This is a genomic window from Microcoleus sp. B3-D7 (assembly GCF_036705305.1).
GTDB lineage: Bacteria > Cyanobacteriota > Cyanobacteriia > Cyanobacteriales > Microcoleaceae > Microcoleus.
In genome coordinates, this window is record NZ_JAUBUE010000033.1 from 63,833 (window position 1) to 88,033 (window position 24,201).

Annotated in this window: 15 protein-coding genes; 5 read left to right on the forward strand and 10 right to left on the reverse strand. The window is 47.2% G+C overall.

Translation table 11 applies throughout. The annotated features are described in order from the left end of the window. Positions 1–39 precede the first annotated feature (39 nt). Positions 40–192, forward strand: coding sequence for a chlorophyll A-B binding protein (locus tag QUB25_RS20590; protein WP_172186457.1), 153 nt, complete (start codon positions 40–42; stop codon positions 190–192). A gap of 214 nt (positions 193–406) precedes the next feature. Here QUB25_RS20590 and rpoD read toward each other — a convergent pair whose 3' ends face one another. From rpoD to trxB, 3 genes are all read right to left on the reverse strand, one after another. Continuing rightward, a complete protein-coding gene (gene rpoD / locus QUB25_RS20595) occupies positions 407–1,573 on the reverse strand; it encodes an RNA polymerase sigma factor RpoD (RefSeq protein ID WP_190660470.1) in 1,167 nt (388 codons plus the stop codon). 1,846 nt (positions 1,574–3,419) lie between these two features. After that, on the reverse strand, positions 3,420–4,307 hold the full coding sequence (locus QUB25_RS20600) for an ABC transporter permease (protein WP_333041561.1): 888 nt from the start codon (positions 4,305–4,307) through the stop codon (positions 3,420–3,422). 264 nt (positions 4,308–4,571) lie between these two features. Next, positions 4,572–5,942 (reverse strand): thioredoxin-disulfide reductase, encoded by a 1,371-nt coding sequence (gene trxB / locus QUB25_RS20605; RefSeq protein ID WP_333185552.1) that lies wholly within the window; start codon positions 5,940–5,942, stop codon positions 4,572–4,574. 585 nt (positions 5,943–6,527) lie between these two features. Here trxB and QUB25_RS20610 point away from each other — a divergent pair. Continuing rightward, entirely contained in the window at positions 6,528–7,544 is a 1,017-nt protein-coding gene (locus QUB25_RS20610; protein ID WP_333185554.1) for a methyltransferase domain-containing protein, read from the forward strand. Between the two features lie 259 nt (positions 7,545–7,803). Beyond that, on the forward strand, positions 7,804–8,043 hold the full coding sequence (locus tag QUB25_RS20615) for a helix-turn-helix transcriptional regulator (RefSeq protein ID WP_333185556.1): 240 nt from the start codon (positions 7,804–7,806) through the stop codon (positions 8,041–8,043). 58 nt (positions 8,044–8,101) lie between these two features. Here the strand turns inward: QUB25_RS20615 and QUB25_RS20620 are convergent, their stop codons facing one another. Next, positions 8,102–9,211, reverse strand: coding sequence for a diguanylate cyclase (locus QUB25_RS20620; protein WP_333185558.1), 1,110 nt, complete (start codon positions 9,209–9,211; stop codon positions 8,102–8,104). Positions 9,212–9,603: 392 nt separating this feature from the next. After that, on the reverse strand, positions 9,604–10,098 hold the full coding sequence (locus tag QUB25_RS20625) for a DUF427 domain-containing protein (RefSeq protein WP_333185574.1): 495 nt from the start codon (positions 10,096–10,098) through the stop codon (positions 9,604–9,606). Between the two features lie 113 nt (positions 10,099–10,211). On the opposite strand from QUB25_RS20625, the gene QUB25_RS20630 reads away from it, so the two are divergent. Further along, positions 10,212–11,492: a GH25 family lysozyme gene (locus QUB25_RS20630; RefSeq protein WP_333185559.1), complete on the forward strand. Its 1,281-nt coding sequence runs from the start codon at positions 10,212–10,214 to the stop codon at positions 11,490–11,492. A gap of 492 nt (positions 11,493–11,984) precedes the next feature. Next, positions 11,985–13,943, forward strand: a complete 1,959-nt coding sequence (locus QUB25_RS20635) for a cation:proton antiporter domain-containing protein (RefSeq protein WP_333185560.1) — start codon at positions 11,985–11,987, stop codon at positions 13,941–13,943. A 48-nt stretch (positions 13,944–13,991) separates the two neighbouring features. Here QUB25_RS20635 and QUB25_RS20640 read toward each other — a convergent pair whose 3' ends face one another. The 5 genes from QUB25_RS20640 to QUB25_RS20660 form a co-directional block, all read right to left on the reverse strand. After that, positions 13,992–17,186 (reverse strand): CHAT domain-containing tetratricopeptide repeat protein, encoded by a 3,195-nt coding sequence (locus tag QUB25_RS20640; RefSeq protein WP_333185562.1) that lies wholly within the window; start codon positions 17,184–17,186, stop codon positions 13,992–13,994. A gap of 411 nt (positions 17,187–17,597) precedes the next feature. Next, positions 17,598–19,316: a S8 family serine peptidase gene (locus tag QUB25_RS20645; RefSeq protein ID WP_333185564.1), complete on the reverse strand. Its 1,719-nt coding sequence runs from the start codon at positions 19,314–19,316 to the stop codon at positions 17,598–17,600. Between the two features lie 384 nt (positions 19,317–19,700). Continuing rightward, positions 19,701–20,486, reverse strand: a complete 786-nt coding sequence (locus QUB25_RS20650; protein WP_333185566.1) for a calcium-binding protein — start codon at positions 20,484–20,486, stop codon at positions 19,701–19,703. Between the two features lie 424 nt (positions 20,487–20,910). After that, on the reverse strand, positions 20,911–23,241 hold the full coding sequence (locus QUB25_RS20655) for a CHAT domain-containing tetratricopeptide repeat protein (protein WP_333185568.1): 2,331 nt from the start codon (positions 23,239–23,241) through the stop codon (positions 20,911–20,913). Between the two features lie 26 nt (positions 23,242–23,267). After that, positions 23,268–24,026 (reverse strand): DUF928 domain-containing protein, encoded by a 759-nt coding sequence (locus QUB25_RS20660; RefSeq protein ID WP_333185570.1) that lies wholly within the window; start codon positions 24,024–24,026, stop codon positions 23,268–23,270. Between the last annotated feature and the right edge of the window lie 175 nt (positions 24,027–24,201).

Consider the following 24,201-nt stretch of genomic DNA (forward strand, 5'->3'; position numbering starts at 1 on the left):
ACATAAGCCTTACACAAGTTAACGAAAGGAGTTCGCACTATGCAAGAACAAAAACGCAACGCTTGGAACTGGGGCTTCAGCGAAGGAGCCGAAAATTGGAACGGTCGTTTGGCGATGATTGGTTTCTCTGCCGCTGTCATCATCGAATTGGTTTCCGGTCAAGGCCTGCTTCACTTTTGGGGTCTGATGTAATTTTCTAGTTAAGAATTTTGTGACAATGCAAAGCTTGGGAGTTCCGTAACGGACTCCCAAAATTTTTGCAACCCGATTTCGGCAGCAAATAGCCACTTGCTCTGGGTTATTAGCAGCACAAAATTTAACCGCTATAACTCAAACCGGGGCGGGGGGTCTCCCCCCCAAAAAAAAGAGTGCGAATCACTCTTTTGGGTGATGCTAGCAAATTACTCTAGCGGATATATTCCTTTAAGATGCTGTTGCGGTTGGGATGGCGCAACTTCCGCAGGGCTTTAGCCTCGATTTGGCGAATCCGCTCACGAGTGACGTTAAAGATTTGACCAATTTCCTCCAAGGTCTTCATCCGTCCGTCATCTAAGCCGTAACGCAGCCGCAGTACATCCCGTTCTCGGGGGCTGAGAGTATCCAAAACGCTTTCCAAGTCTTCCCTGAGCAAGTTTTTCGAGACTTGATCTTCTGGCGTTTCCCCGTCAGATTCAATAAAGTCTCCCAGACGTGAGTCTTCCTCTTTACCGATCGGAGTTTCTAAAGAGATAGGCAACTGTGCGGACTTAGCAATGAACCGCAACTTCTCGATCGTCATCTCCATGCGGGTAGCAATTTCTTCTTCCGTAGGCTTGCGACCCATTTCCTGAGACAGGAGTTTGGTAGTTTTTTTGATCCGCGAAATGGTTTCGTAAAGGTGAACCGGCAGGCGGATAGTGCGCGATTGGTCGGCGATTGCCCTGGTAATGGCTTGACGTATCCACCAAGTTGCGTAGGTAGAAAACTTGTAGCCTTTTTCGTGATCGAATTTTTCAGCGGCGCGGATCAGGCCCAAAGAGCCTTCCTGAATCAAATCTTGGAAAGACAAACCGCGATTCATATATTTTTTGGCGATCGACACCACCAAACGCAGGTTTGATTGCACCATTTTTTCCTTTGCCCGACGGCCGACGTGGAGTCGGTGACGGAATGCAGGAAGTGCCATATCTACAGCATTGGCCCATTCGCTGTCTTTGGGTTCGCGGTTATACTCTTCGAGCAGTTGTTCTCGAACTCGCTCTAATTCCAGCAAATCTGCAATCTTGCGCGCTAGTTCAATCTCTTCGTCAGCTCGCAGCAGTCGAATCCGACCGATTTCTTGCAGGTAAAGACGAATAGAGTCTTCAGTATAATGCTTTTTCTTTGCCTGTGCCCGACGGCGGGCTTTGGCGCCTTTGCCAGATTTAGGGTCTTCCTCAGATTGAGAGTCTAAGAATTCTTCTCGATCGTCTTCTTCGTCGATAAAGAGTTCTAACTCGCTCTCAGGTAGAACGCTTTCGGCGCTGCGAAGCAACTCGATTGTTTCCATTTCCGGTGTAATTGTGGTTTCGAGTACGGTGTTAGCTGGGATCATGCCGTCTTCCTCATGCTCCTGAATTAAAGAATAAATAACAGTGGAATAGTGTCTGTTTGTAGTTTAGACAAGTTAGCCAGTATTGACATTCCCGCAGGAAAAAATAGTGGGATTTTTGGTCTGCTAGCTGAATTTGTTACCGAAACTGCACCTGTTTTATGAGTTACGGTTCGAGTTCTGGTTTGAAGCAGTCAGCGCATTCAATCGATCGCAGATTTTAACATCGCGACCTTGAATTGAGCTTGAGGCTTTTTCTTTCGGAGCGAGCTACCACATCATCTGCGATACCTGCCCCAGAGAAGCAAACCATGAAGTACGATCGATCGCACTTCCAAAAATACTGGCTTTTTTACTCGGTACTTCGAGCTTTTACCCGTACAAGTTTTCCTGCACGGAACCGTCTAACTTTTGTATTCGAGGTGTCGAACTTTTGATTTGCCTTGCTTTCACTCTGGTTGTCAGACATGACAGTTGGACGGGAAATTTTCGCCACCTTGGATGTCCGTCTGCTGCCTCAAATGCAACAGCAGAGGGTTGAAGCACCAAACGGGGAGAATTGGATCTTGCAAAGACCTTTCCGATTGTAGCCTTTCTCACAAAAAATGGAAGTTGTTTTCCATTGTTGGTCAAGAACTAGGAAACTCTGTCAGCTTAGCTTGACAATACTAACTCATGTCCGGCTCTGCTAAATCCTGAGAACGGCCCGCAAAAACTTTGGCACGATCAAACGGCGCTGTTTTCTGCGTATATCTGGGTGAACGGCTGCGGCGTAGTTGGCCAGACAGTTAGCAGACAATTTTTGAGTTGCCCAAATTGGAACCAATACAATCCGTGTAGATACACCCATCATTACCCTGTTTCCCTGAATTGAATCATACGCAATCTGCGATTGAATAAAGCTCGTAGCTTTAGTTTTAAGTCGGTAACTCTGGATTAGAGACCGACTCTGACCCCCAATGAAGCGTTGCGGGTTGAGTAATGCAACAGGGGCTTTCATTGTTAAGTTAGCTCAAATCTCAGAAATTGGGTTTAATTTTCACGTTAAATCACATTAAGTTCTTAACGTCACATTCTTATTTAAGCAGTTCGACACGAGTTTGTCGCGTCAATGGCAAAAACCACCAGGATAAATTCTACTGAGAGTTAACCCGCCGCGCAACTCTCGGCTGCGGATTTCTCTAATTTTTTTTTGCTTTCGGTTCGCACTTGCGCGATCGCACATTCTCACAAACAACACAATTCGCCATCTTCCGGAAGTATAACTTCACGATTCCTTTAAATATATCGTGACCGTGTGAAGATTCCATAAAGCCTCTCAATCAATTTTAGGTAGCATTCCCGAATTGTCTTGATAATTTCAAGCAGACGAAAAAAAATCTCCAGCCGATGTTGATGCAACTGCCGGCAGATAATAACTCCGCCAAGGAAGAAAAATTTACCCAGTTAGCGATGTGCTTGCTATGGTTAGAGAAGGCCTAAACTCCAGGATACTTAAAGCAATCGAACGGTAGGACGCTAGTGCGATGCTCAAAATTTTCTTATTATTTACAGCGTGTCATCAGAAAGCACAGAGCCTTGCTTTATCCTCTAGTCAGGTTTAAATTATGTGGCTTGACCTGTAGGAAATGAAGCTATCAAGAAAAATTTCAGATCCGTGTCTATATTGACAACCCAATGAAGGTTTACTAGAAATAATTCACCTTCTTGAGAGAAAGATTTAGTAATTAATCGGGCCGAGATTACCATCTCTTTATAGGGCCTGTTCTAGTCAGGACTTCAGTTTTTTTTATATTTGTGAGTAAGCACTAAAGTCCTGACTGCGAACTTAATGTAACCGCGAGACAGATTACTGCTGATTCCGCAGGCGAGGGTTAACAAACTCGTTTAATCCTTCCCCCACCAAAGACAGTCCCACCACCATTAAAGTCATCGCCAAACCGGGAAACAAAGCTGTCCACCAAATGCCAGTAGGTAGCGCATCTAAAGCTAAACGCAAGTCGTGTCCCCATTCGGGAGTTGCTTCGGGAAGTCCTAATCCGAGAAATCCCAAACCTCCTAATGTTAAAATTGCATCGGCAGCGTTGAGCGCAAACAGCACAGGTACGCTCTGAATCACATTTAGAAACAGGTAGCGCGAAAGCACTGTCCAAGTGTCAGCACCCATTGCTCGCGCGGCTTCGACAAACAATTCGGTTTTGACGCTGACGGTGTGATTCCTGACGACGCGGTAGTATTGAGGGATGTAGGAAATGCTCAGAGCGATCGCAGCATTCAAAACTCCTTTTCCCACTACAAACGCTAGCGTCAAAGAAAGCAGCAGCCCCGGCAAAGTATAAATTGTATCCATTAAAAATAACAACACTCGATCGAGCTTACCGCCCAAATAACCGCTAACCAAACCCAGCGGCACACCGATAAACAAACTCAAAGCAGTGGCTAAAATTACCACTTGCCAAGCAGCCCGAGAAGCAAACAGCGTGCGGGAAAACACATCGTAGCCGCTGCGGCTAGTACCAAACCAATAATTCGCCGACGGCGGTTCGTGGATGGGGTTAATCAAAGCCTCGGTAGGATTTTGCAGCCATCCCCAAGCTTGCATAGCTGGAGACAAGGTGGCTACCAATATAAACACGGCAGTTATTGTCAAACCTGCCCACATCATTTTCATTGACAGGCTTGACGGTGAGGCAATGTTGTTGAGAAATCGCGGCAGTCGGAGGCGGCTTTGAGCCATAATGACGATCGACCTATATAAGACTTTTAGATTTTAGTAGCACTCAGGCGAAAAAACCCGGAACAGTCAAAAATCCTCTTTCTCATTCGCCAAACACTCGCGACAAACCGGGTTTTTTCGCGCGATGGGGCTAAAAAAACCCGGTTTCTCCCCTGCACGGGACTGGCGTGCAGGAAAGAAACCGGGTTTTTGGCAGGCGGGACGCAAGTCGAGTTTAGGTTAAATCTCCCTTGGCGAATCTCAAATCTAAAATCGATCGAATTCCTACAAATTACTGGCAATTAACTCGCGGTACTGGCTTTTCGGCTTAACTCCTTTGAGCTCAGCTACCAAATCTTTGTCTTTAAAATACTGAATCGTCGGCGTACCAATCACGCCAGCATTTTCAGCAATTTCTGGATCTTCTTCGATGTCAATTTCCACGTAGTGGATTTTGCCCTCGAACTCATCTACTACTTTGCTCAAAATCGGCTTGAGGCTGTGGCAAGGCCCACAACTGGGAGAGGCATATTTAACCACAATCAGTCGATCGCTATCGTGGAACAACTTCCGCAAAGCATAACCTCCTTCGTGGCGCGTGTCTTGGATATCAAAGTTCGCGCTGGTTTTGCGTACTTTTTGAGCTTCCGGCGCTGCGACGGGTTGCTCGGATTCCTCGGTTTGGCGGAATTCCTGAGCTAAACCATTGGACGACAGCCACCTTTCTGCCAGCATCGCCCCCATACAACCGCTACCGGCGGCGGTAATGGCTTGGCGGAACTCGTGGTCTTGCACGTCGCCGACGGCGTAAACTCCCTCGACGCTGGTTTCTACCGAACCGTGTTTGGTAACGATATAGCCTACTTCGTCGAGTTCTAACTGACCTTGGAATAGTTGAGTGTTGGGAGTGTGACCGATCGCGTAAAACAATCCTTTCACCAGCAAATCGCTCTCAGCGCCTGTCACGATATTTCTAATTCTCACCCCGTCCATTTTCCCGCCCGGTTCGCCCAAGATATCCACTGCTTCGGTGTTCCAGTGCACGGTAATTTTGGGATTGCTCAGCACTCGGTCTTGCATGGCTTTGCTGGCACGCATTTGATCGCGCCGCACCAGCATATGTACGTGAGAGCCGTATTTTGTCAAATAAATAGATTCTTCCGCTGCGGTGTCTCCCGCGCCGATGACAGCTAAGTCTACTCCTTTAAAAATTGGGGTAGCGCCGTCGCAAATGGCACAGGCAGAAATGCCGTGACTCCAAAATACGTGTTCGCTAGGCAGCCCCAGCCTTTTCGCCGTCGCGCCTGTAGCTATTACTATCGTGTGGGTTTTGATTTCTCTGTCTTCCGATCGCACTGTAAACGGCCGCTGGCTCAAATCTACGTAAGTTACATCTTCGGTGTATAATTCTGCACCCCAGCGCGCTGCTTGAGCTTTCATCCGATCCATGAGTTCCGGCCCGGTGATGCCTTCGGGAAAGCCGGGGAAGTTTTCTACTTCTGTGGTGGTCATCAGTTGACCGCCGGGGACGCCTCCGGCTTGGTAGCCTTCAAAGACTACGGGTTTCAGGTTTGCCCGACCTGCGTATATTGCTGCGGTGTAGCCTGCAGGGCCTGAGCCGATAATTACTAGGTTTTCTACGGTTTCGTTGGTCATAGCTATTTACTTAAACTCATAACGACTTCGTTTTACTGATTCTAGCAGAGTTCAATAGAGTTTGGTTTGATGCCATTGTGCGATCGAGCATCTGTATCTATTGTTGAGGGTTGATCGGTCTTCGGGGCAATTCCAGCTACTTTAATAAGCAAAAACAATCTAAAAGTCGATTTAGTTTTAAATGTTCGATCTATATTGACGGCTGAAATCTTAAGAAAATCTAAAGATGACGAAATTTATTGACTTCATTCTCAATTATTTTACCTATTTACTTGCTTTGAGGCTTGTGGTAGGATTTTCACAATCCAGGGGCATTATGACTAATTTGACTTTTTGACGCTGAAACCTACTTAATTCATAAAATTAGCAAACTCTTCAAATGTAATAAGTACAATAATTTATGCAAAGTCCGCATTTTATGGTTTAAGAATTGTAACGGAGATTTTGCCAAGTTTGACAAAATACAGTATTTGTGGTATGCAAGGTGCAAGCGGGGGGAAATTAGAAGGAAATTTTTAACCGCTTCGGAAGCACAGGCGGGACGCCCGTGCCACGATTAACATAGAATTTTATAATTGTGTCTAGATGGAGAAAATCAAGATATTGTTTGTGTGCAGTCAGAATAAGTGGAGAAGTTTGACTGCCGAGAAAATATGCCAGAAAGTTAGCGGCTACAGCGTGCGATCGGCTGGAACGGAAAAAGGTGCAAGAATTAGAGTCACTGAGGGTCTGGTCGGTTGGGCTGATGTGATATTTGTCATGGAAAAGAAGCATGGCGATCGACTTCGCAGCAAATTTCCCGAAAGTCTCGAAGGCAAGAAAGTTATTTGCCTGCAAATCCCGGACAATTACCAATATATGGAACCGGAGTTAGTTGAGCTCTTGGAGGCAAAACTCAGCCCCTATATGGAAATGCCAGATAACGAGATAAATTTTATGCAGCGAGTTTTGGAACCGGAAGTGATGGATTCCTTGGAAGAGGCGATCGAATACGATTCGATGGACTTTACTGAGGTTAATGCTGCTTTTGCTCAGAGTGCGGCGGCGTTGGGGCCGGTTTTTGGAAACGTTTTAGATGCCGGGACGGGTACGGCGAGAATTCCGCTCGCCCTTTGTCAACTGCGGCCAGCATGGAAATTGACTTGCATTGATTTGTCGGCAAATATGCTGAAAGTCGGGGCCCAAAATGTGGAAAAGGCGGACGTGCGATCGCAAATTAGTCTCGAATTAATCGATGCTAAAGCCATGCCGTATCCAGACAGTTATTTTGACATGGTGATTTCCAACAGCATTATCCACCATTTGCCCGATCCACTGCCGTTTTTGCAGGAAGTCAAACGGGTGTTGAAGCCACAGGGAGCAATTTTTTTGCGGGATTTGCTGCGGCCGGAAAAAGCGGAAATCAGGGATAATTTAGTCAATCTGTATGCGGGAGATTGCAACGCGCATCAGAAACAGTTATTCAGCGATTCGTTGCAAGCAGCATTTACGCTGGATGAAGTTGAGGAGATGATCCAAAATGCCGGGTTGGATGGGTTGAGGATTTATGAATCTTCAGACAGACACTGGACGGCGGAGCGTGCTTGGTGCGAGTCTTTGTAGCACGGGACGATCGCCCGATAAAATTTTATACGCAGTATTGCACACCTTTAAGCTAAATACTTGCCCAAATCCGACCAACTGCGAAATCGACCCAGGACGCTTTTATTGTCAATTGGGAAGCAGGCGAACAATAATCTAGGAATTCAGAGGCTGTTTGTCAGGCATCATCGATTCATACTCCTTTCCAAAATTGTCTAATCAATTTATTGTTTACTCAAGATGCTTAAGCATCTTATATAAAAAATGTGCGATCGAGGTTATGCCGAAAAAGCCCGTTCCGCGACCAGAAAATGAAGAGTCGCATTTGAAGAAGCTCAGGGAAGAACTGGAGATGAGTCAGGAAGATTTGGCGCGAGAGCTTGGCGTTTCGTCACAAACAATCAGTCGCTGGGAATTGGGGAAGAACGTACCCACGTTCACCGTAAAGAAGATGAAAGCTTTGGAGAAATTGCTGGCTAGCATCGGCAGGTTGATCGGCGATTTGCCAGATAATCTGTGATCGAAACCATTAAACAAGCCTACGGATAAATCCGTGGATCACTTTTCCAATCTAAAATTTAAAATCTAAAATCTAATATCACTCGATCGCGCCCTCGGTTTTTAGCTTGATAAAGCGCGCGGTCGGCCGCTGCAATCAAATTTTTTTGTGCAGTGGACGATCGAGGAACCGTACTTGCTACTCCCAAACTCAGCGTCACGAGAGAACACACCTCCGAATTAATGTGTTCGATGTCTAGTTCTTTTATCCAAACTCGAATTTGCTCTGCAATCCAGACAGCTATTTCAGGTGAAGTCCGAGGCAAAATCACTGCAAATTCTTCGCCTCCGTAACGAGCTACCAGAGTCTCCCCCGAAACTGCGCCTGCTGAATAATTTACCGCTGCCACAATAGTTTGGGCTACCTGCTGCAAGCAAGCATCTCCTGCCTGATGTCCGTAAGTATCGTTGTATTTCTTAAAAAAGTCAATATCGCATAAAATTAAAGATAGTTCTGCTGCTTCTTGTCCCAATTTCTGCCATTCTTTCTCTAAGTATTCGTTAAAACAGTGGCGGTTGGCAATCTGAGTTAAGCCATCTAAGTTGGCAAGGCGATACAATTCCGAATTAGCTGCTTTTAATTGAGAATTAGCTGCTTCTAACTCGGATTGCGTGAGCGATAAATTGTAATAAAGTTTGCTCATAGACCAAGTAGCTTGTTGGTGAATTTGGGATAAAGCTACCCACAGTTGATGCACGTCTAACAATCGGTAAACTTGAGGCTCTAACTGCACAACAATCGGCTCGTAAAGCAGTTCAGGTGGTCGCTGCACGGAGCGCTGAGCTGCCATTACAATTAAGGCTACTCCTGGTAAAATCAAAATATCGGTTTGAGCTATTTGATACAAGGCTATAATCGGCCTGCAAGCAAATATATCTACTCCGTAAGGGCGGCTCATGCGTTCCATAAATCGCCGACGCGATATCATCCCTAAAAATTCGCCATTTACAGTCAAGATAACTCCCGGAAGCAGCGGGTGAGATTGAAACAACCGAGCTACTTCTTTGGCGAGATATGAGGAGTCAACCTGAAAATTGAAGAGAGCCAGATCCTTAAGAGTAGACTCTAAAGATAAATTTTGGGGTGAGTTTTCTGGCGAGTTAGACGGCTCAATAAATTCAACAGACACAGCGCAGATCCGAATAAACAATAAACCAGCAACAAAGCTAGTGTCAGCTATTAAATTATATAATTATGTATTTATTACCAGTGGCTGTATTCTTTACTACACTATTTATTTAAGGGGATAAGCTGCTGCGTTAGTTTCTGCCGTGCCTGCATTGCATTGATTCATCCTCACTCAATTATAGATTTATTGAATTATTACTCAATTTTTGACTCTTGGTTTTTTGCGCCGTAAAAAAAACCAGTTTCTGCACCAGTCCTCAACTCATTCGCGGCGCACAAAAACTCAAAAAACCTGGTTTTTAAACCGGGGTCGAGGCTGTAACGAGGTTTTGCATAAAAAAAACGTAGTCTCTGCCGCTGTTTTCAACTCAAAACTCAACACTCAACATTCCCTCACCACCCCCAAGTTCCTGGCCCTCCCTTAAACGGGCCGACAATATCTTTGGTAATCCAGCCGCCGTAAAAATCCCCTGGTTGAGATTGCACTAATTCCCCGTCCACATAACAGGCATCCATCTTGCTCGGATAAAAAGCTACATAATCTTTAATAGCCTCAAAGACTTGGGTGGGATTGGGATAAAACCAAGCAGCATTTACTACTTCCTTTTCTCCCACCGTCACAGTGTAATAACCGGCTTGTCCCTTCCACTCGCACCAAGAACCCCGTAAAGTTTTGTGCAAATATTCCATTTTGATGTCATCGGGGCAGATATAGTAGGCAGGAGGGTGACTTGTCTCCAATACCCGCTGAGGACGGCGCGTGTCGGCGATCGTCACTCCATTAAAAATTATCTGTACGTGTTTGGTCGATGCCTCAAGCCGAGGGGGACGCGGGTAATCCCAAACAGACTCTTGACCAGGGCCGGGATCTATTCGATCGAAGTTCATTTGCACCATCTCTCCTGCAAAAAAAACACTTAGCGACTTAGCATTACAATTTAATGTACCCTTAATCGAGTCGCTGCTTCAGAGCAAACCAGCTTTTCTCCACTCTTGGTAATATGAGTATTCGCGGTATAGATGTTTCCGACTACCAGCCCAATGTCAATTGGCAAGCAGTTGCCCGGGATGGTATTACCTTCAGTTTTGTCAAATCGACGGAGGGTGCAACGTTCGTTGCCCAAAGTTTCGCTCGCAATTGGGCGGCGATGAAAGCGGCGGGGATTCAACGCGGTGCTTACCACTTTTTTCAACCTGCAAGCAGCATTCAAGGACAAATAGATTTGTTCTTGAAAACTGTCAAACTCGAAGCGGGGGATTTGCCGCCAGTCTTGGATGTGGAAACTACAGGCGGTTTGAGTGCGGATCAATTGTGCGATCGAGCCGCAATTTGGTTAGAAGCAGTCGAAAAAGCCACGTTGATGCGGCCGATTATCTACACTTACCCCGGTTTCTGGGACAACCTGGGGACAAAACGGTTTGCCGATTACCCACTGTGGATTGCTCACTATACCACTGCTGAGGAACCTTGGGTTCCCGGCGGCTGGAAAACTTGGACTTTTTGGCAATACAGCGACACAGGCACTGTGTCAGGCGTCTCGGGCAATGTAGACACCAATATTTTTGAAAGCGTCCGAGAAGGCGCCGTAAGTTATAAAGTTGCAGACATCCAGAGGGAATTAAGAATTAAAGGTTTCTATCAAGGCGCAATGGACGGTAAATTTGGAGCTACCACCACAGCGGCGCTCATCTCGTTTCAGAAATCTCAGGGTCTCAATCCAGACGGCATTGCCAGCCTCAAAACCTGGGCCGCTTTGATGCGAAAATCTCCCAAAGTAATTGTTCCCCCTCCAGCCCCGACACCCGTCCCGCAGCCGACTCCTGCTCCGACTCCCACTCCCATATCAGACGTGCGGCTGACTCAGGTATTCTCGTCTTATCAAGCTAAGGCTAGCCAAGATACTGCCTTAATTTGGCTGCAAAGTCAAGTTTCTACCTCTGTTTTAGGGGAATTTGCTCAAAAATGGCGGGCAACTACCTTACCTCCAGACAGTAATTTGCGATTGATAGATGTGGGCAAATTTTATCGCGGTTTAGCAGAACAAGACCAAGCTTTAGATTGGCTGCAAAAACAAATTTCTCCGGCTATTATTGCCGAGTTTGCACAAAAATGGCGCTCTCAATCTATTGTCACTAATTCTCCGATTCGGCTGATAGATGCGTGCAAATTTTATCGGGCTGCACCAAACCAAAACCAGTCTTTAGATTGGCTGGAAGGGCGAATTTCGCCGACCATTCTATCGGAGTTTTTGCGCAGGTGGCAGAATGCCAGTCGATTATAGATTATAGATCTTAAATGTTAGATTGACTCTACAGATGAATCTTGCGATTTGAGATTTTAGATGAGAACTCTACTCTAAAGATGAGTCTGAGGGCGATCGATTTGAGAGGTGAGCTTTTTGATTGGAGATTGACTCCACAGATCAATCTCGAAGTTGAAAGGCTCTATAATAGAAAAGCTGGCAAATCTTGCTATTTGAGATTTGAAATTGACTCCCCATCAAAATTAGTCAAATCCTCTCCCTCTGTGCCCGCAGCCCATCGGACTCTCGAACATAACAGACAATCTCTCGCTTAGCTACAGCTTACTCCCATCTTTGACGCCAACAGAATTATCTGATAAAGTTAGAGCCAATATCAAGGTTTTTTAATCTTATTCGCAAAAATCCAGGGACGTGCCGAGTTTGTAAGCTGCGCCGAAAATAGCGCCTGCACTCCAATTACCCGCGATCCAACCTTTAAAACTAAGCGGGCAGCCTGTAACAATTGTATCTATGGAAATTCCCTTTAACATCACCCAGTTGATGGTCATGACCGTCATCTGTGGCATCAGCGCTCAAGTTCTCGCCGCTTATCTGAAAGTTCCGGCGATCGTCTTTTTGCTGTTGTTTGGCATTTTAGCCGGCCCAGACTGCTTCGGAGTGCTGCACCCCAATCTGCTGGGCAGCGGTTTGGAAGTTATGGTATCGCTTTGCGTAGCGTTAATTCTGTTTGAAGGCGGCTTGAATTTGGAATTGCGAGATTTGGGCAAAGTTTCCGGCAGCATCCGCAATTTAGTTACTGTAGGCACTTTAATTACGCTAATTGGCGGCGGAATGGCCGCACACTGGTTGGGGGAATTTCCCTGGCCGATCGCATTTCTGTATGCTTCTCTAGTAGTCGTCACAGGCCCGACGGTAATCGGCCCTTTGCTCAAACAAGTATCCGTTGACAAACAAGTTGCCGCCTTGCTAGAAGCAGAAGGCGTTTTAATCGATCCTGTCGGGGCAATTCTGGCAGTATTGGTGCTGAATATTATTTTGAATGGCAATGCTGATTTGCTGATTGTGTTCCGAGATTTAATTGTCCGACTTTTCGTTGGTGCAGTCATCGGGGTTGCGGGAGGTTGGCTGCTGGGATTCATTCTCAAGCGATCGCAATTTCTCTCAGAAGACCTCAAAAACTTAGTAGTTTTAGCCGGTTTGTGGGGATTTTTCGGCTTAGCAGAAGAAATCCGCAGCGAATCGGGACTGATGGCAACAGTCCTCTCCGGCATCGTCCTCAGAGCCGCTGCTGTACCGGAAGAAAGGCTGCTGAGGAGGTTTAAAGGTCAGCTCACAGTCCTGGCTATTTCCATGCTGTTCGTGCTGCTGGCGGCCGATTTATCCCTCGCTAGTGTGGTCGCCCTCGGTTGGGGAAGTTTGTTTACAGTTTTAGCTTTAATGTGGGTAGTGCGGCCGATCAACGTTTGGCTGTGTACTTGGAACAGCGGACTGAATTGGCGGCAGAAATTATTTGTTTGTTGGGTAGCACCGAGGGGAATTGTCTCAGCGTCGATCGCATCTTTATTTGCAATTTTGCTCACCCAGCGGGGAATCAACGGCGGCGACTCGATTAAAGCCTTAGTTTTCCTAACAATTATTATGACAGTTTTCGTCCAGGGACTAACGGCCGGACGGATGGCTCAACTTTTGGGCATCACCTCAAAATCGGCAACCGGTGCAGCAATTGTCGGGTCAAATCCTTTAAGCAGATTAATTGCTCGCTTGTTTCAAGAACGCGGAGAATCTGTGGCAATTATCGACACGAACCCGGAAGCTTGTGCACAAGCAGAACGAGAGGGTTTGCGGGTGTTTTTGAGCAGTGCGCTCGACCACAGCGTGTTAGAAGAAGCCGGACTAGAATCGATGGGAACTTTTCTGGCAATGACTAACAACGGCGAGGTAAACTTAGTGTTAGCTCAGCGAGCGGCCGAAGAGTTTGCACCGCCGAGGGTTTTGGCAATATTCCCCAAAGATCCGCAAGCAAATACGCCTGCAAATCAGACTAAAATCAATCAAGCTTTTGTCTCGGATTTGTCGCTGAAGGATTGGAACGAATATTTGAATGACAGCGAAGTGAAATTGGGGGAAACTGAGTTAAAAAGTGAGGGATTGCAGTTTCAGATTGCTCACTTACAAGCTTTGGTTAAAGCCGGGGAGTTGGTGCCGCTGCTGCTGGAAAGGCAAGGATACTTGCAAGTAGTGTCGGCGACTCAGATTTGGCAAGCAGGCGATCGAATTATTTATTTGCTGTACGATCCGACACCGAAATTGTTGAAAAGATTGTCTGGTTCGTCGCAGTCTCGCTTGACTTTGGAAAAGCATCAGGTAGTTGAAGAAGTGCCGATTCCTTCTCCGATGTTAGAGCCGGTTTTGGAGTCAGCGGAAATAGCAAAGGATGCTAAAGTTTTGCAGCCGCCTGTTTCGCGGTAGGAGCAGTATCCTCGATCGTACTCTGTAATCTGCTTGTCGCGATCGTCCTTACTCTGCCTCCCCAATTAAGGTGAACGCCGCCCAATTTCGCGGCTGGGAATGAGTTTTCATCGTGGTTAACATTGCTTGCCGCAATGCCTGTGCTTTGTCGGGATTATTTTGCAAGTTTTGATAAAATTCCTGCATCAATTCCGATGTCGGCGCATCGGGAACCGCCCATAAAGAAACAATTACACTCGGCACTCCTGCCGAAATCAAAGCGCGCGACAAGCCAATCACCCCATCCCCGGTAATTCTGCCGAATCCAGTGTTGCAGGCACTCAAAACGACTAAATTTGCTTGCAGTTTCATGTCAAAAATCTCTTCTGCGGTCAATAAGCCGTCATCGGTGCCCGAGGGAGCCAGGGCGATCGCACTTCCCAATCCGCGCACATCATCCAGCAATCCATGCGTTGCTAAGTGAATAATCGATGCTTGGGGCATTTTTTGGACGATCTGGGCTTTTGTCCCTTGAGCGCCTATGATGGCTTGGGTATTGAGCAGAGGCGCGATCGCGATCGCTTCGGCTTCGGCCCCAGGTAGAGGAGACAATTGCTGTTTGGGTTCTCCGGGAGAGAGAGACACACTCGGCATCGTGGGATTGCCCAATACTAGAGCCCTGCCGCTGTGGGATTGCTTCTGTCGTTGTTGTCGAGTCAAATCCAATACTTGAATCGAAGGGGCGGTGAGAATCGTGTGTTTTTCGATTAAGTAAGTGCCGCTGGCATCTTGCAGGGCGGGAAAGGGCACCTGGAACAGGGAACCTTGGGGAATGAAGATGACGTGGGCATTGGGGTCTTTGGGTAGGAGGCTGGCAATGGGATCAATCAGCAGTTGATGCAGTGTCGGTAAGTCGGGTTGAGGTTGGGTGGAGCCAAAACTGCTGCGACTGCGGACAGCGAGGAATTCTTGGTTGCCAACGATTAAGCTGGCTAGAGAGGCGCTGTGTTTTTGCCAAAGGGGTTTGAGGTCAACTTGGCGGAAGGTGATTTCGCCCGTGGGTTTAATCACCCAGATGTAGAGCGCGGATTCTCGCGGTTTGCTTTTTCCCTCAATCTGAAAGTCCTTGTAGACGATCGAATACTGCACCAAAGTCGCATTCTGTGCTTTCGCGATTTGGCGAATTTGCTCCTGGTTGGGAGCAGAGGCGATAATCGGATTGGCAGAATCAGATGATAAGCGCTCTGTCAGGAGCTCGACAAAGGCACGAGCGCGTCCCCGTTCGGCAATTTCTAACGCTGCGATCGGGTTATTCTGAGCCACCCGGACTCGTTGTAAAGTCCGATAGGTGCGATCTTGTTCTTCAAAGATGGAGACTTTATTCGCGTCGTTGGAGCCGAGCATTTGACGCATCGATTCCCAAACTTGAATCCCGTTCACGAGCATTTTCTCAGCTTCTGTTAGATTGCCAGCCTCCAAGAATGCTGTTCCGAGGTTGTTGAACGCCAAACCTTCACTTGAGCGGTTTTTAGTTTCGCGTGCGATGACTAAACTCTGCTGTATATACTCAATGGCTTTGGCATAGTTGCCCATATGGGTGTAAGCAGTTCCCAAATTGTTCAGTGCATTACCCTCACTGCGACGGTTTTTAATTTCGCGTGCGATGACTAAGTGTTGCTGTGCATACTCAATGGCTTTGGCATAGTTGCCCAGATAGATGTAAGCAGCTTCCAAACCCCCCAGTGCTGAAGCTTCACTTTTGCGGTTTTTAGTTTCGCGGGCGATGACTAACTGTTGCTGTGCATACTCAATGGCTTTGGCATAGTTACCCACCCAGGTGTAAGCAGTTCCCAAACTGCCCAGTTCCCTACCTTCACTTTTGCGGTTTTTAGTTTCGCGGGCGATGGCTAAACTCTGCTGTGCATACTCAATGGCTTTGGCATAGTTGCCCAGATTGATGTAAGCAATTCCCAAAGTGCTCAGTGCATAACCTTCTCCTTGGCGGTCTTTAATGGAGCGGGCGATGACTAAGTGTTGCTGTGCATACTCAATGGCTTTGCCATAGTTGTCCAGAGAGTTGTAAGCATTTCCCAAATTCCCCAGTGCTGCACCTTCACTTTTGTGGTCTTTAATTTCGCGGGCGATGACTAACTGTTGCTGTGCATACTCAATGGCTTTGCCATAGTTCTCCAGAGAGTGGTAAGCAGATCCCAAATTGCCCAGTGCCCTACCTTCCCCAAGGCGGTTTTTAGTTTCGCGGGCGATGACTAAACTCTGCTGCCCATACTCAATAGCTTTGGTATAGTCGCCCATATCCTCGTAAGCGGCTGCCAAATTGCCCAGTGCTGCTCCCTCTCCTTTGCGGTCTTTAAGGTCGCGGGCGATAACTAAAAATTGCTGTGCATACTCAATGGCTTTACCATAGTTGCCCACAGAGCGGTAAGCGAATACCAAAGTGCCTAGTGCTGCTCGCTCCCCTTCGCGGTCTTGAATGGAGCGGGCGATGGCTAACAGTTGCTGTGAATACTCAATGGCTTTACCATAGTTGCCCAGAGAGTAGTAAGCATTTCCCAAAATGCCCAATGCTACACCCTCCCCTTCGCGGTCTTTAAGGTCGCGGGCGATGGCTAAACTCTGCTGCCCATACTCAATAGCTTTGGCCGAGTCGCCCAGAGAGTTGTAAGCATTTCCCAAATTGACTAGTACCCTACCTTCCCCTTCGCGGTCTTTAATTTCGCGGGCGATGGGTAAACTCTGCTGTAAATACTCGATAGCTTCGGCATAGTTGCCCCCAGAGCGGTAAACGACTCCCAAAAGGGTCAGTGCATTCCCTTCTCCTTGGCGGTATTTAGTTTCGCGGGCGATGGCTAAACTCTGCTGCCCATACTCAATAGCTTTGGCATAGTCGCCCAGATAGTAGTAAGCATTTCCCAAAATGCGCAATTCTACACCCTCCCTATTGCGGTCTTTAATTTCGCGGGCGATGGGTAAACTCTGCTGTAAATACTCAATGGCTTTGGCATAGTTGCCCAGAGAGTAGTAAGTGAATCCTAAAAAGGCCAGTGCCCCACTCTCCCCTTGGCGGTTTTTGAGGGCGCGATAAATTTGCAGTGCCTGTTGCCAGGAATTCAGCGCTGCTCTTAATTGCCCGGTCTGATACTGTTGGTTGCCCTGCTGCAAGAGCCGATCGGCCTCTGCTTCACGATCATAGGTAGTTTGAGCGATCGCTGGAAATTGAGAGTCAGAATTAGTTAATGGAGACATAGTGGCAACCAGGAATAGGGAAATGGAAGCTAGGAAAACTTTAGTGAGCCTAGAGTGGGTTGATTTGAGTCGCTTAAATGGGGAATACAGCATAGGATTCTTGAGTTGGAATTTAGAGAATTAGGTTGATCGCTCTTTCTGCCGTCGTGGTGTGATCGCCTCCATCTGCCACAGGCGATCGACCTTCATAGAAGCTTACTCTGCCTCCCCGATCTCGCGGCAGGGATGAGAACTCTAATCTGAATTAGACGACAATTTTAGCGATCGCCCGATCGGTTTGAATCAAACCATTACCCACTGGCCTAGTCAAATCCAAAATCAAAACCTGGCGTGTTTAGATCGTCCATATCCAGAGCCGTCTGCTCTAATGCTCGATTAATATCCGCAGGACTTAAGTGGAAATTTGCAATGCTATCCTATCAACCCATTCCGATTAGCTGTTGTCGTCAAAATGTACTCAACTTGAGCTGGAGTTAAAGTCGGATTAGCATTCAAAACTAAAGCCGCTACACCCGCTACCTGTGGCGTTGCCATAGATGTGCCAGTTAGGGTGTCATAGGTGCTATAGGGAGTTGTAGAATAAATGTCTACTCCGGGAGCAACTAGGTAATCTAAAGGTGTGGAACCCGCACGGTTCGAGGTGTCAGCCATCCTGCCGTTTATATCAATGCTGCCCACTGCAATTCCCAAGCGATCGGCATTACGAGCTGGATAAGCTGGTTGGATGTGACCCAAATTTCCGGCTGCCATAACCACAACAGAGCCTTTGTTATTTGCATACTCAATTGCGTCATGCACCTGGGTGGACGGGGAAAACTCATTTCCCAAGCTGAGGTTAATTACATTTGCTCCATTATCAGCAGCATAGCGGATTCCAGCAGCAATATTATTCAACTCGCCGTAAAGGGAGGCGTCCAACACTCTGACAGGCATAATCTTAGCATTGGGCGCAACTCCTGTGATGCCAAAATCATTTCCTTCCGCCGCGATCGCACCTGCTATGTGAGTCCCGTGACCGTATAAATCCAGATCCATTGGGTTGTCGTCGCTAGCCACAAAATCCCAACCCCGAATATCATCAATGTATCCGTTGCGATCGTCATCAATGCCGTTTGCAGCAATTTCACCAGGGTTCTGCCAAATATTGTCATCCAAGTCAGGATGGGTGTAGTCAACACCACTATCCACCACAGCTACAACAATCCCATTTCCTGTAATGTTCTGATTCCAGACTTCCGGTGTATTTATGACATCTAGCGCCCAATTATTCCCGCCCAAATCGGGAATATCAGGGAAAGGATTTGAGCGGTTTAAGGTGCTGGAAACTGCGGCATTTGCATTCACCAAACCGTAGCCGTAATTACTATTAAAAGTGCCGCTAGGTGTGGGAATATTTAGTTCAGGAATAGAGGTGGCAGAAAGATTCAGGTTGTAATTAGTAGAGTTGCCTAAGAAGCTAGAGACTTGGACATAGTATGTTCCTGGAGCCAGATTCGATACATTAATGACATCGGGGACGATGCCACTCTCAAGAGAGTAGTCAATAGTTTCCCCAAAATCAACTACACCGTTGCGGTTTCTATCTTGAATTAGCTTTACGTCAGCATCCGCTCTCAAACCGTCTAGACGCAGGCTAAAATTGCTCTTAGTGTTGATATCGAATCGATAGAAATGGTTGGAAGTTCCAACTCCGACAAAATCAGTTAAGTTGATGCTACCATTTTCAACACCAACAATATTACGAGCTATCGACAGAGAGTTCCCTGGATCGGCGAAATTCAACTGGGAAGCAGATATCGTTCCTGTTAGCGGATCTGCGTTGGCGATCGTTGATTGTGACTGCGGTTTGAGTTGAGAATCGGGGACATCGCCACTAACTCGATCGCTCGCAGAGTAACTGAAGTCAGCGCCTGCATTAGCTACAATAAAATCTGCTATCTGTGTCTGTGGGTCGAAGCTGGATGCTGTGGAATTAGTCAAGCTAGATTCAGGACTATAACCAGGAATATTCAATGGATTGATCGCTGGGTTGAGCAAGTCGCTGTTAGCCGGAAATGTTGATTGGGCGAGATCGTTTGACTGTTGATTGAAATAAAGGCGCTCGTTAGAATTAGTTGTGATGTCTAACATAATTTAAAACCTCAGATATTTAGATTCATTCTTGATTTAAATCTTACGCAGCACAGATCGAAAAATCATCCGTTCTACCCACAGACTTGATCGAGTACGGGGTGCAAAATAGATTGCGGGAAAGTGCAATGTAGGTGAATATGTAGAGTAGATGGTTCACTTCCATCAGTGTTAAGATTATTGAGACGCGATCGCGAACAAAGATTAATTCCCCAGTCCGCCAGGGAATTAATTCCCTGTCTCATAGCGCAAGTCCTCTAAAAGAGGACTGAAGAATATAACTCAATAGTCCTCTTTTAGATATAAATGTCGCTTTTAGGCACTGAAGTTTTCAATAGCCATTGATGAGGAATTTATTCCTCGCTACGAAGCTGTAAAAAGCGATCAAAATCCCGGAGCAGAGATAATACTACCTTGAAGATCTGCCACTCTTGCATTTTCCACAAAGCCTACTATCTCGCCGGAATTCCTAACTTTAATTAGAGTGCCTTGAGTCTGTACCGGTTGAGCATCTAATGTACCGAGCGGGGTCAATAGGTTGAAAATTTCTGGTGCATCAAAGTCCAATAAAACTGTGATGTTTGTCACGTATTGCAAGTCTACATCAGTAGCATTCAAACCACCTGCCAATCCAATTCGATCGACGCCAACTCTGAAACCTAGAATAAAATCGGCATTATTGACATCTGTAACTCCGGGTTCTGCTTGGATGACGTACAAGTTACTGCCCCCGATTTTGAGTGAATAATTATCATCCAAACCTGCTAAAATATCCTGACCCAAACCTCCCACCAGAGTGTCATTTCCGCTACCGCTGATTAACAAATCATTGCCTCTGCCGCCCAAGAGAATATCGTTTCCTGGATCACCTATTAGAAAATCTGCATCTTGACCGCCACTGAGAGAGTCATTTCCCTCTTCTCCAGTCAGGAAGTCTTTACTTTTGCCTCCGAATAAAGAATCGTTGCCCAAATCCCCGCTGATAAAATCTTCTCCATCGTTGCCATAAACCAAATCATTAGCTGTTGACCCAGTGACTACATCGTCACCTGCAAGCATCCAAACTCCCAAAGGAAAATTAGTTGCATCTGCGATCGACAAAGTAACAACTTCGGATGTATTGTCGCCAATTAATAGTCGAGATTCTGACGGAGCGGGTTGTAAAGCCATAAAAAAATCCTCTTAACACTTGACTTAAATCTTAAGCAACCCAGATGGGGAAATCATTCGTTCTACCCACAGACTTGATGAAGTACGGGGTGCAAAAGAGATTGCGGGAAAGTGCAATGTAGGTGAATATGTAGAGTAGATGGTTCACTTCCATCAGTTTTGAGATTGAGATAACTCGGCGGTTGAAACCCCGTCTACACAAACAAAGTCGGCCTGCGCCGACTAAAGAATAAAGCTCGTTTCCGATTGCAGGGGAATTATTAGTATCCGAAAAGGAGACGGCAGTGCGGTTTCCCTAGAATGTTATTTTGGGTAGGGAAACCGCACTGCCGTCTGCTCTATGATTCCGGTACAACCGGAATTGATATAATTTAGGATAAAATTTAGGAAAAAAACATTGAGCCAATTCACTATTCCTAAAAACTTACTCTGCCTCCCCAATCAAAGTAAATGCCGCCCAATTTCGCGGCTGGGGATGAGTTTTCATCGTGGTTAACATTGCTTGCCGCAATGCCTGTGCTTTGTCGGGATTATTTTGCAAGTTTTGATAAAATGCCTGCATCAATTCCGATGTCGGCGCATCGGGAACCGCCCATAAAGAAACAATCACACTCGGCACTCCTGCCGAAATCAAAGCGCGCGACAAACCAATCACCCCATCCCCGGTAATTCTGCCTTCTCCAGTGTTGCAAGCACTCAAAACGACTAAATTTGCTTGCAGTTTCATACCGAAAATCTCTTCTGCGGTTAATAAGCCGTCATCGCTACCAGAAGGAGCCAGGGCGATCGCACTTCCCAATCCTCGCAGATCGTCGAGCAATCCGTGGGTTGCCAGGTGAATAATTGATGCTTGGGGCATTTTTTGGACGATATGGGCTTTTGTCCCTTGTGCGCCTGTGATGGCTTGGGTATTGAGCAGAGGGGCGATCGCTCTAGCTTCGGCTTCGGCTCCAGGTAGAGGAGATAATTGGCGTTTGGGTTCTCCCAGAGAAAGAGACACACTTGGCATCGTGGGATTGCCCAAGACTAGAGCCCTGCCGCTGTTAGGTTGCTTCTGTGCTAACTTCTGTTGTCGAGTCAAATCCAATACTTGAATCGAAGGGGCGGTGAGAATCGTGTGTTTTTCTATTAAGTAAGTGCCGTTGGCATCTTGCAGGGCGGGAAAAGGCACCTGGAACAGGGAGTCTTGGGGAATGAAAATGACGTGGGCATTAGGGTCTTTGGGTAGGAGGCTGGCAATGGGATCGATCAGCAGTTGATGTAGTGTCGGTAAGTCGGGTTGGGGTTGGGTAAAACCCGTGCTGCTGCGACTGCGGACAGCCAGGAATTCTTGATTGCCAACGATTAAGCTGTCTAGAGAGGCGGTGTGATTCTGCCACAGGGGTTTGAGGTCTACCTCGCGAAACGCGATCTCGCCCGTGGGTTGAATCACCCAAATGTAAAGCGCGGATTCTCGCCATACTTGTTTGCCCTGAATCTGGAAGCCGTCGTAGATGATGGAATACTGCACCAAAGTGGCGTTCTGTGCTTTGGCGATTTGGCGGATTTGATCCTGGTTGGGAGCAGAGGCGATGACCGGATTGGCATCACCAGTTGATAAGCGTTGTGTGAGTAGATCGACAAAGGCACGAGCACGTCCCCGTTCGGCAATTTCTAAGGCTGCATTGGGGTCATTCTGAGTCACCCGAACTTGTTGTAAAGTCCGATAGGTGCGAGCTTGTCCTTCAAAGATGGAGACTTTATTCGCGTCGTTGGAGCCGAGCATTTGACGCATCGATTCCCAAACTTGAATCCCATCAATCAGCATTTTCTCAGCTTCTGTTGGGTTGCCAGCTTTCAAGAACGCCAATCCGAGGTTGTTGAGCGCCGCACCCTGCCCTTTGCGGTCTTTAATGGAGCGGGCGATGGCTAACTTTTGCTGTGAATACTCAATGGCTTTGGCCCAGTTGCCCAGATAGCTGTAAGCTACTCCCAAATTGCCCAGTGCTACACCCTCCCCTCGGCGGTCTTTAATTTCGCGGGCGATGGCTAAACCCTGCTGTGTATACTCAATGGCTTTGGCCGAGTTGCCCAGATAGCTGTAAGCTAGTCCCAAATTTGCCAGTGCTACACCCTCCCCTCGGCGGTCTTTAATTTCGCGGGCGATGGCTAACTTTTGCTGTGTATACTCAATGGCTTTGGCATAGTTGCCCAGATAACTGTAAGCGGCTCCCAAATTGCCCAGTGCTGCCCCTTCCGAGGGGCGGTTTTTAATTTCGCGGGCGATGGCTAAATGTTGCTGTGTATACTCAATGCCTTTGGCAGAGTTGCCCAGATCGACGTAAACGGCTCCCAAATTGCCCAGTGCTGCCCCTTCCAATTGGCGATTTTTAATTTCGCGGGCGATGACTAAACTTTGCTCCCAATACTCAATGGCTTTGGCATAGTTGCCCAAAGACAGGTAAGCGAGTCCCAAACTGTGCAGTGCCCCACCCTCTCCTGGACGGTTTTTGAGGGCGCGATAAATTTGCAGTGCTTGTTGCCAAGAATTTAGCGCTCCTCTTAATTGGCCAGTTTGATACTGTTGCTTACCCTGTTGAAACAGCCGATCGCCCTCTGCTTGACGGGCATCGATCGCCTGAGCAACAACCGGGAGTTGAGAGTGCCGAGGAATGTAAAAGGCAACAGACAAAAGGCAAAAGGCGAGGGGAAAAAGGAAGCCCGATCGCACTTTACAATTACTGGATTTAAGCAGTTTTAGCGAGAAAGATTTCATAGGATTTAGTCTTTGGATTGCGAAGGTTAGCGCTGTCCTTGGCGCTGTTGTTCGATCGCCCTAATTTGTCGCAATCGATCGCTCCAATCTTTCAAAGGTTCAGCTTCCGAACTAGCGAGAGAATCTAGCAGTTCCAGCACCGCCGCTTGGCTTTGAGAAGTCTCAGAGGCTTTACGCGCTTCTGCGATCGCGTCATACCACAGCCCCGCCTCCGCATACAAGTCGATCCGCCGTTGGGGAGTTTGGGCTGCTGCAAGTTGAGACTGCAACGACGCAGCAGGCTGGACTACTTGGATTTCTGCCGCCGCCACCACATTGCTCGGAGGATCATCCGGATCGCAGACCAACACCACTTGCCACTGATAGGATTGCCCGATCGACAGTTGGGGCAGATTTGAGGGCAAAGCAACCGACATTATTCCTGGCTGACTCTGCATCTCGGTTCTGTAGAGCAGTTGTCCCGTGCGAGTAAACAGCCGGAATTGCAGCGGACGAGGAGGGCTATCGGGTACAAACCAGGTAAAGGTCGGATGCCCAGAAATCGTCACTCCCACATGGCTAAACGGCACTAAGGCAGTCAATCTCGCCGATGAATTACCTTCACAACTGCTGCTGCGAGTGGTATTCGTCCCCGTTTCTTTCGGTTTAGAAGGGTTTTGAGGAGGAGTGTATTTGGCCAGCGCTACAGGAGCGACCCAGAACGAAATACTCAGCATTAAACTCGCAATGCCGGCAGAGTAAACGGTTCGACGCTTCAACTCGTGAGTCATCATCTGAATCCTCATCTGTAACTATCTTCTAGAGTAATCAAGAATACACAAACACAATAGAGGACTGTCCGCAAGCTTCGTTTGCGGGAAGGTGCAAAGATATTGGTATCAGCTTAACCCTCTTTTGTCACTCTCGTGGTAGTATAAGGAGTGACACACCCCAAAAGCATTGCCAGTCCTATGGTAGAGC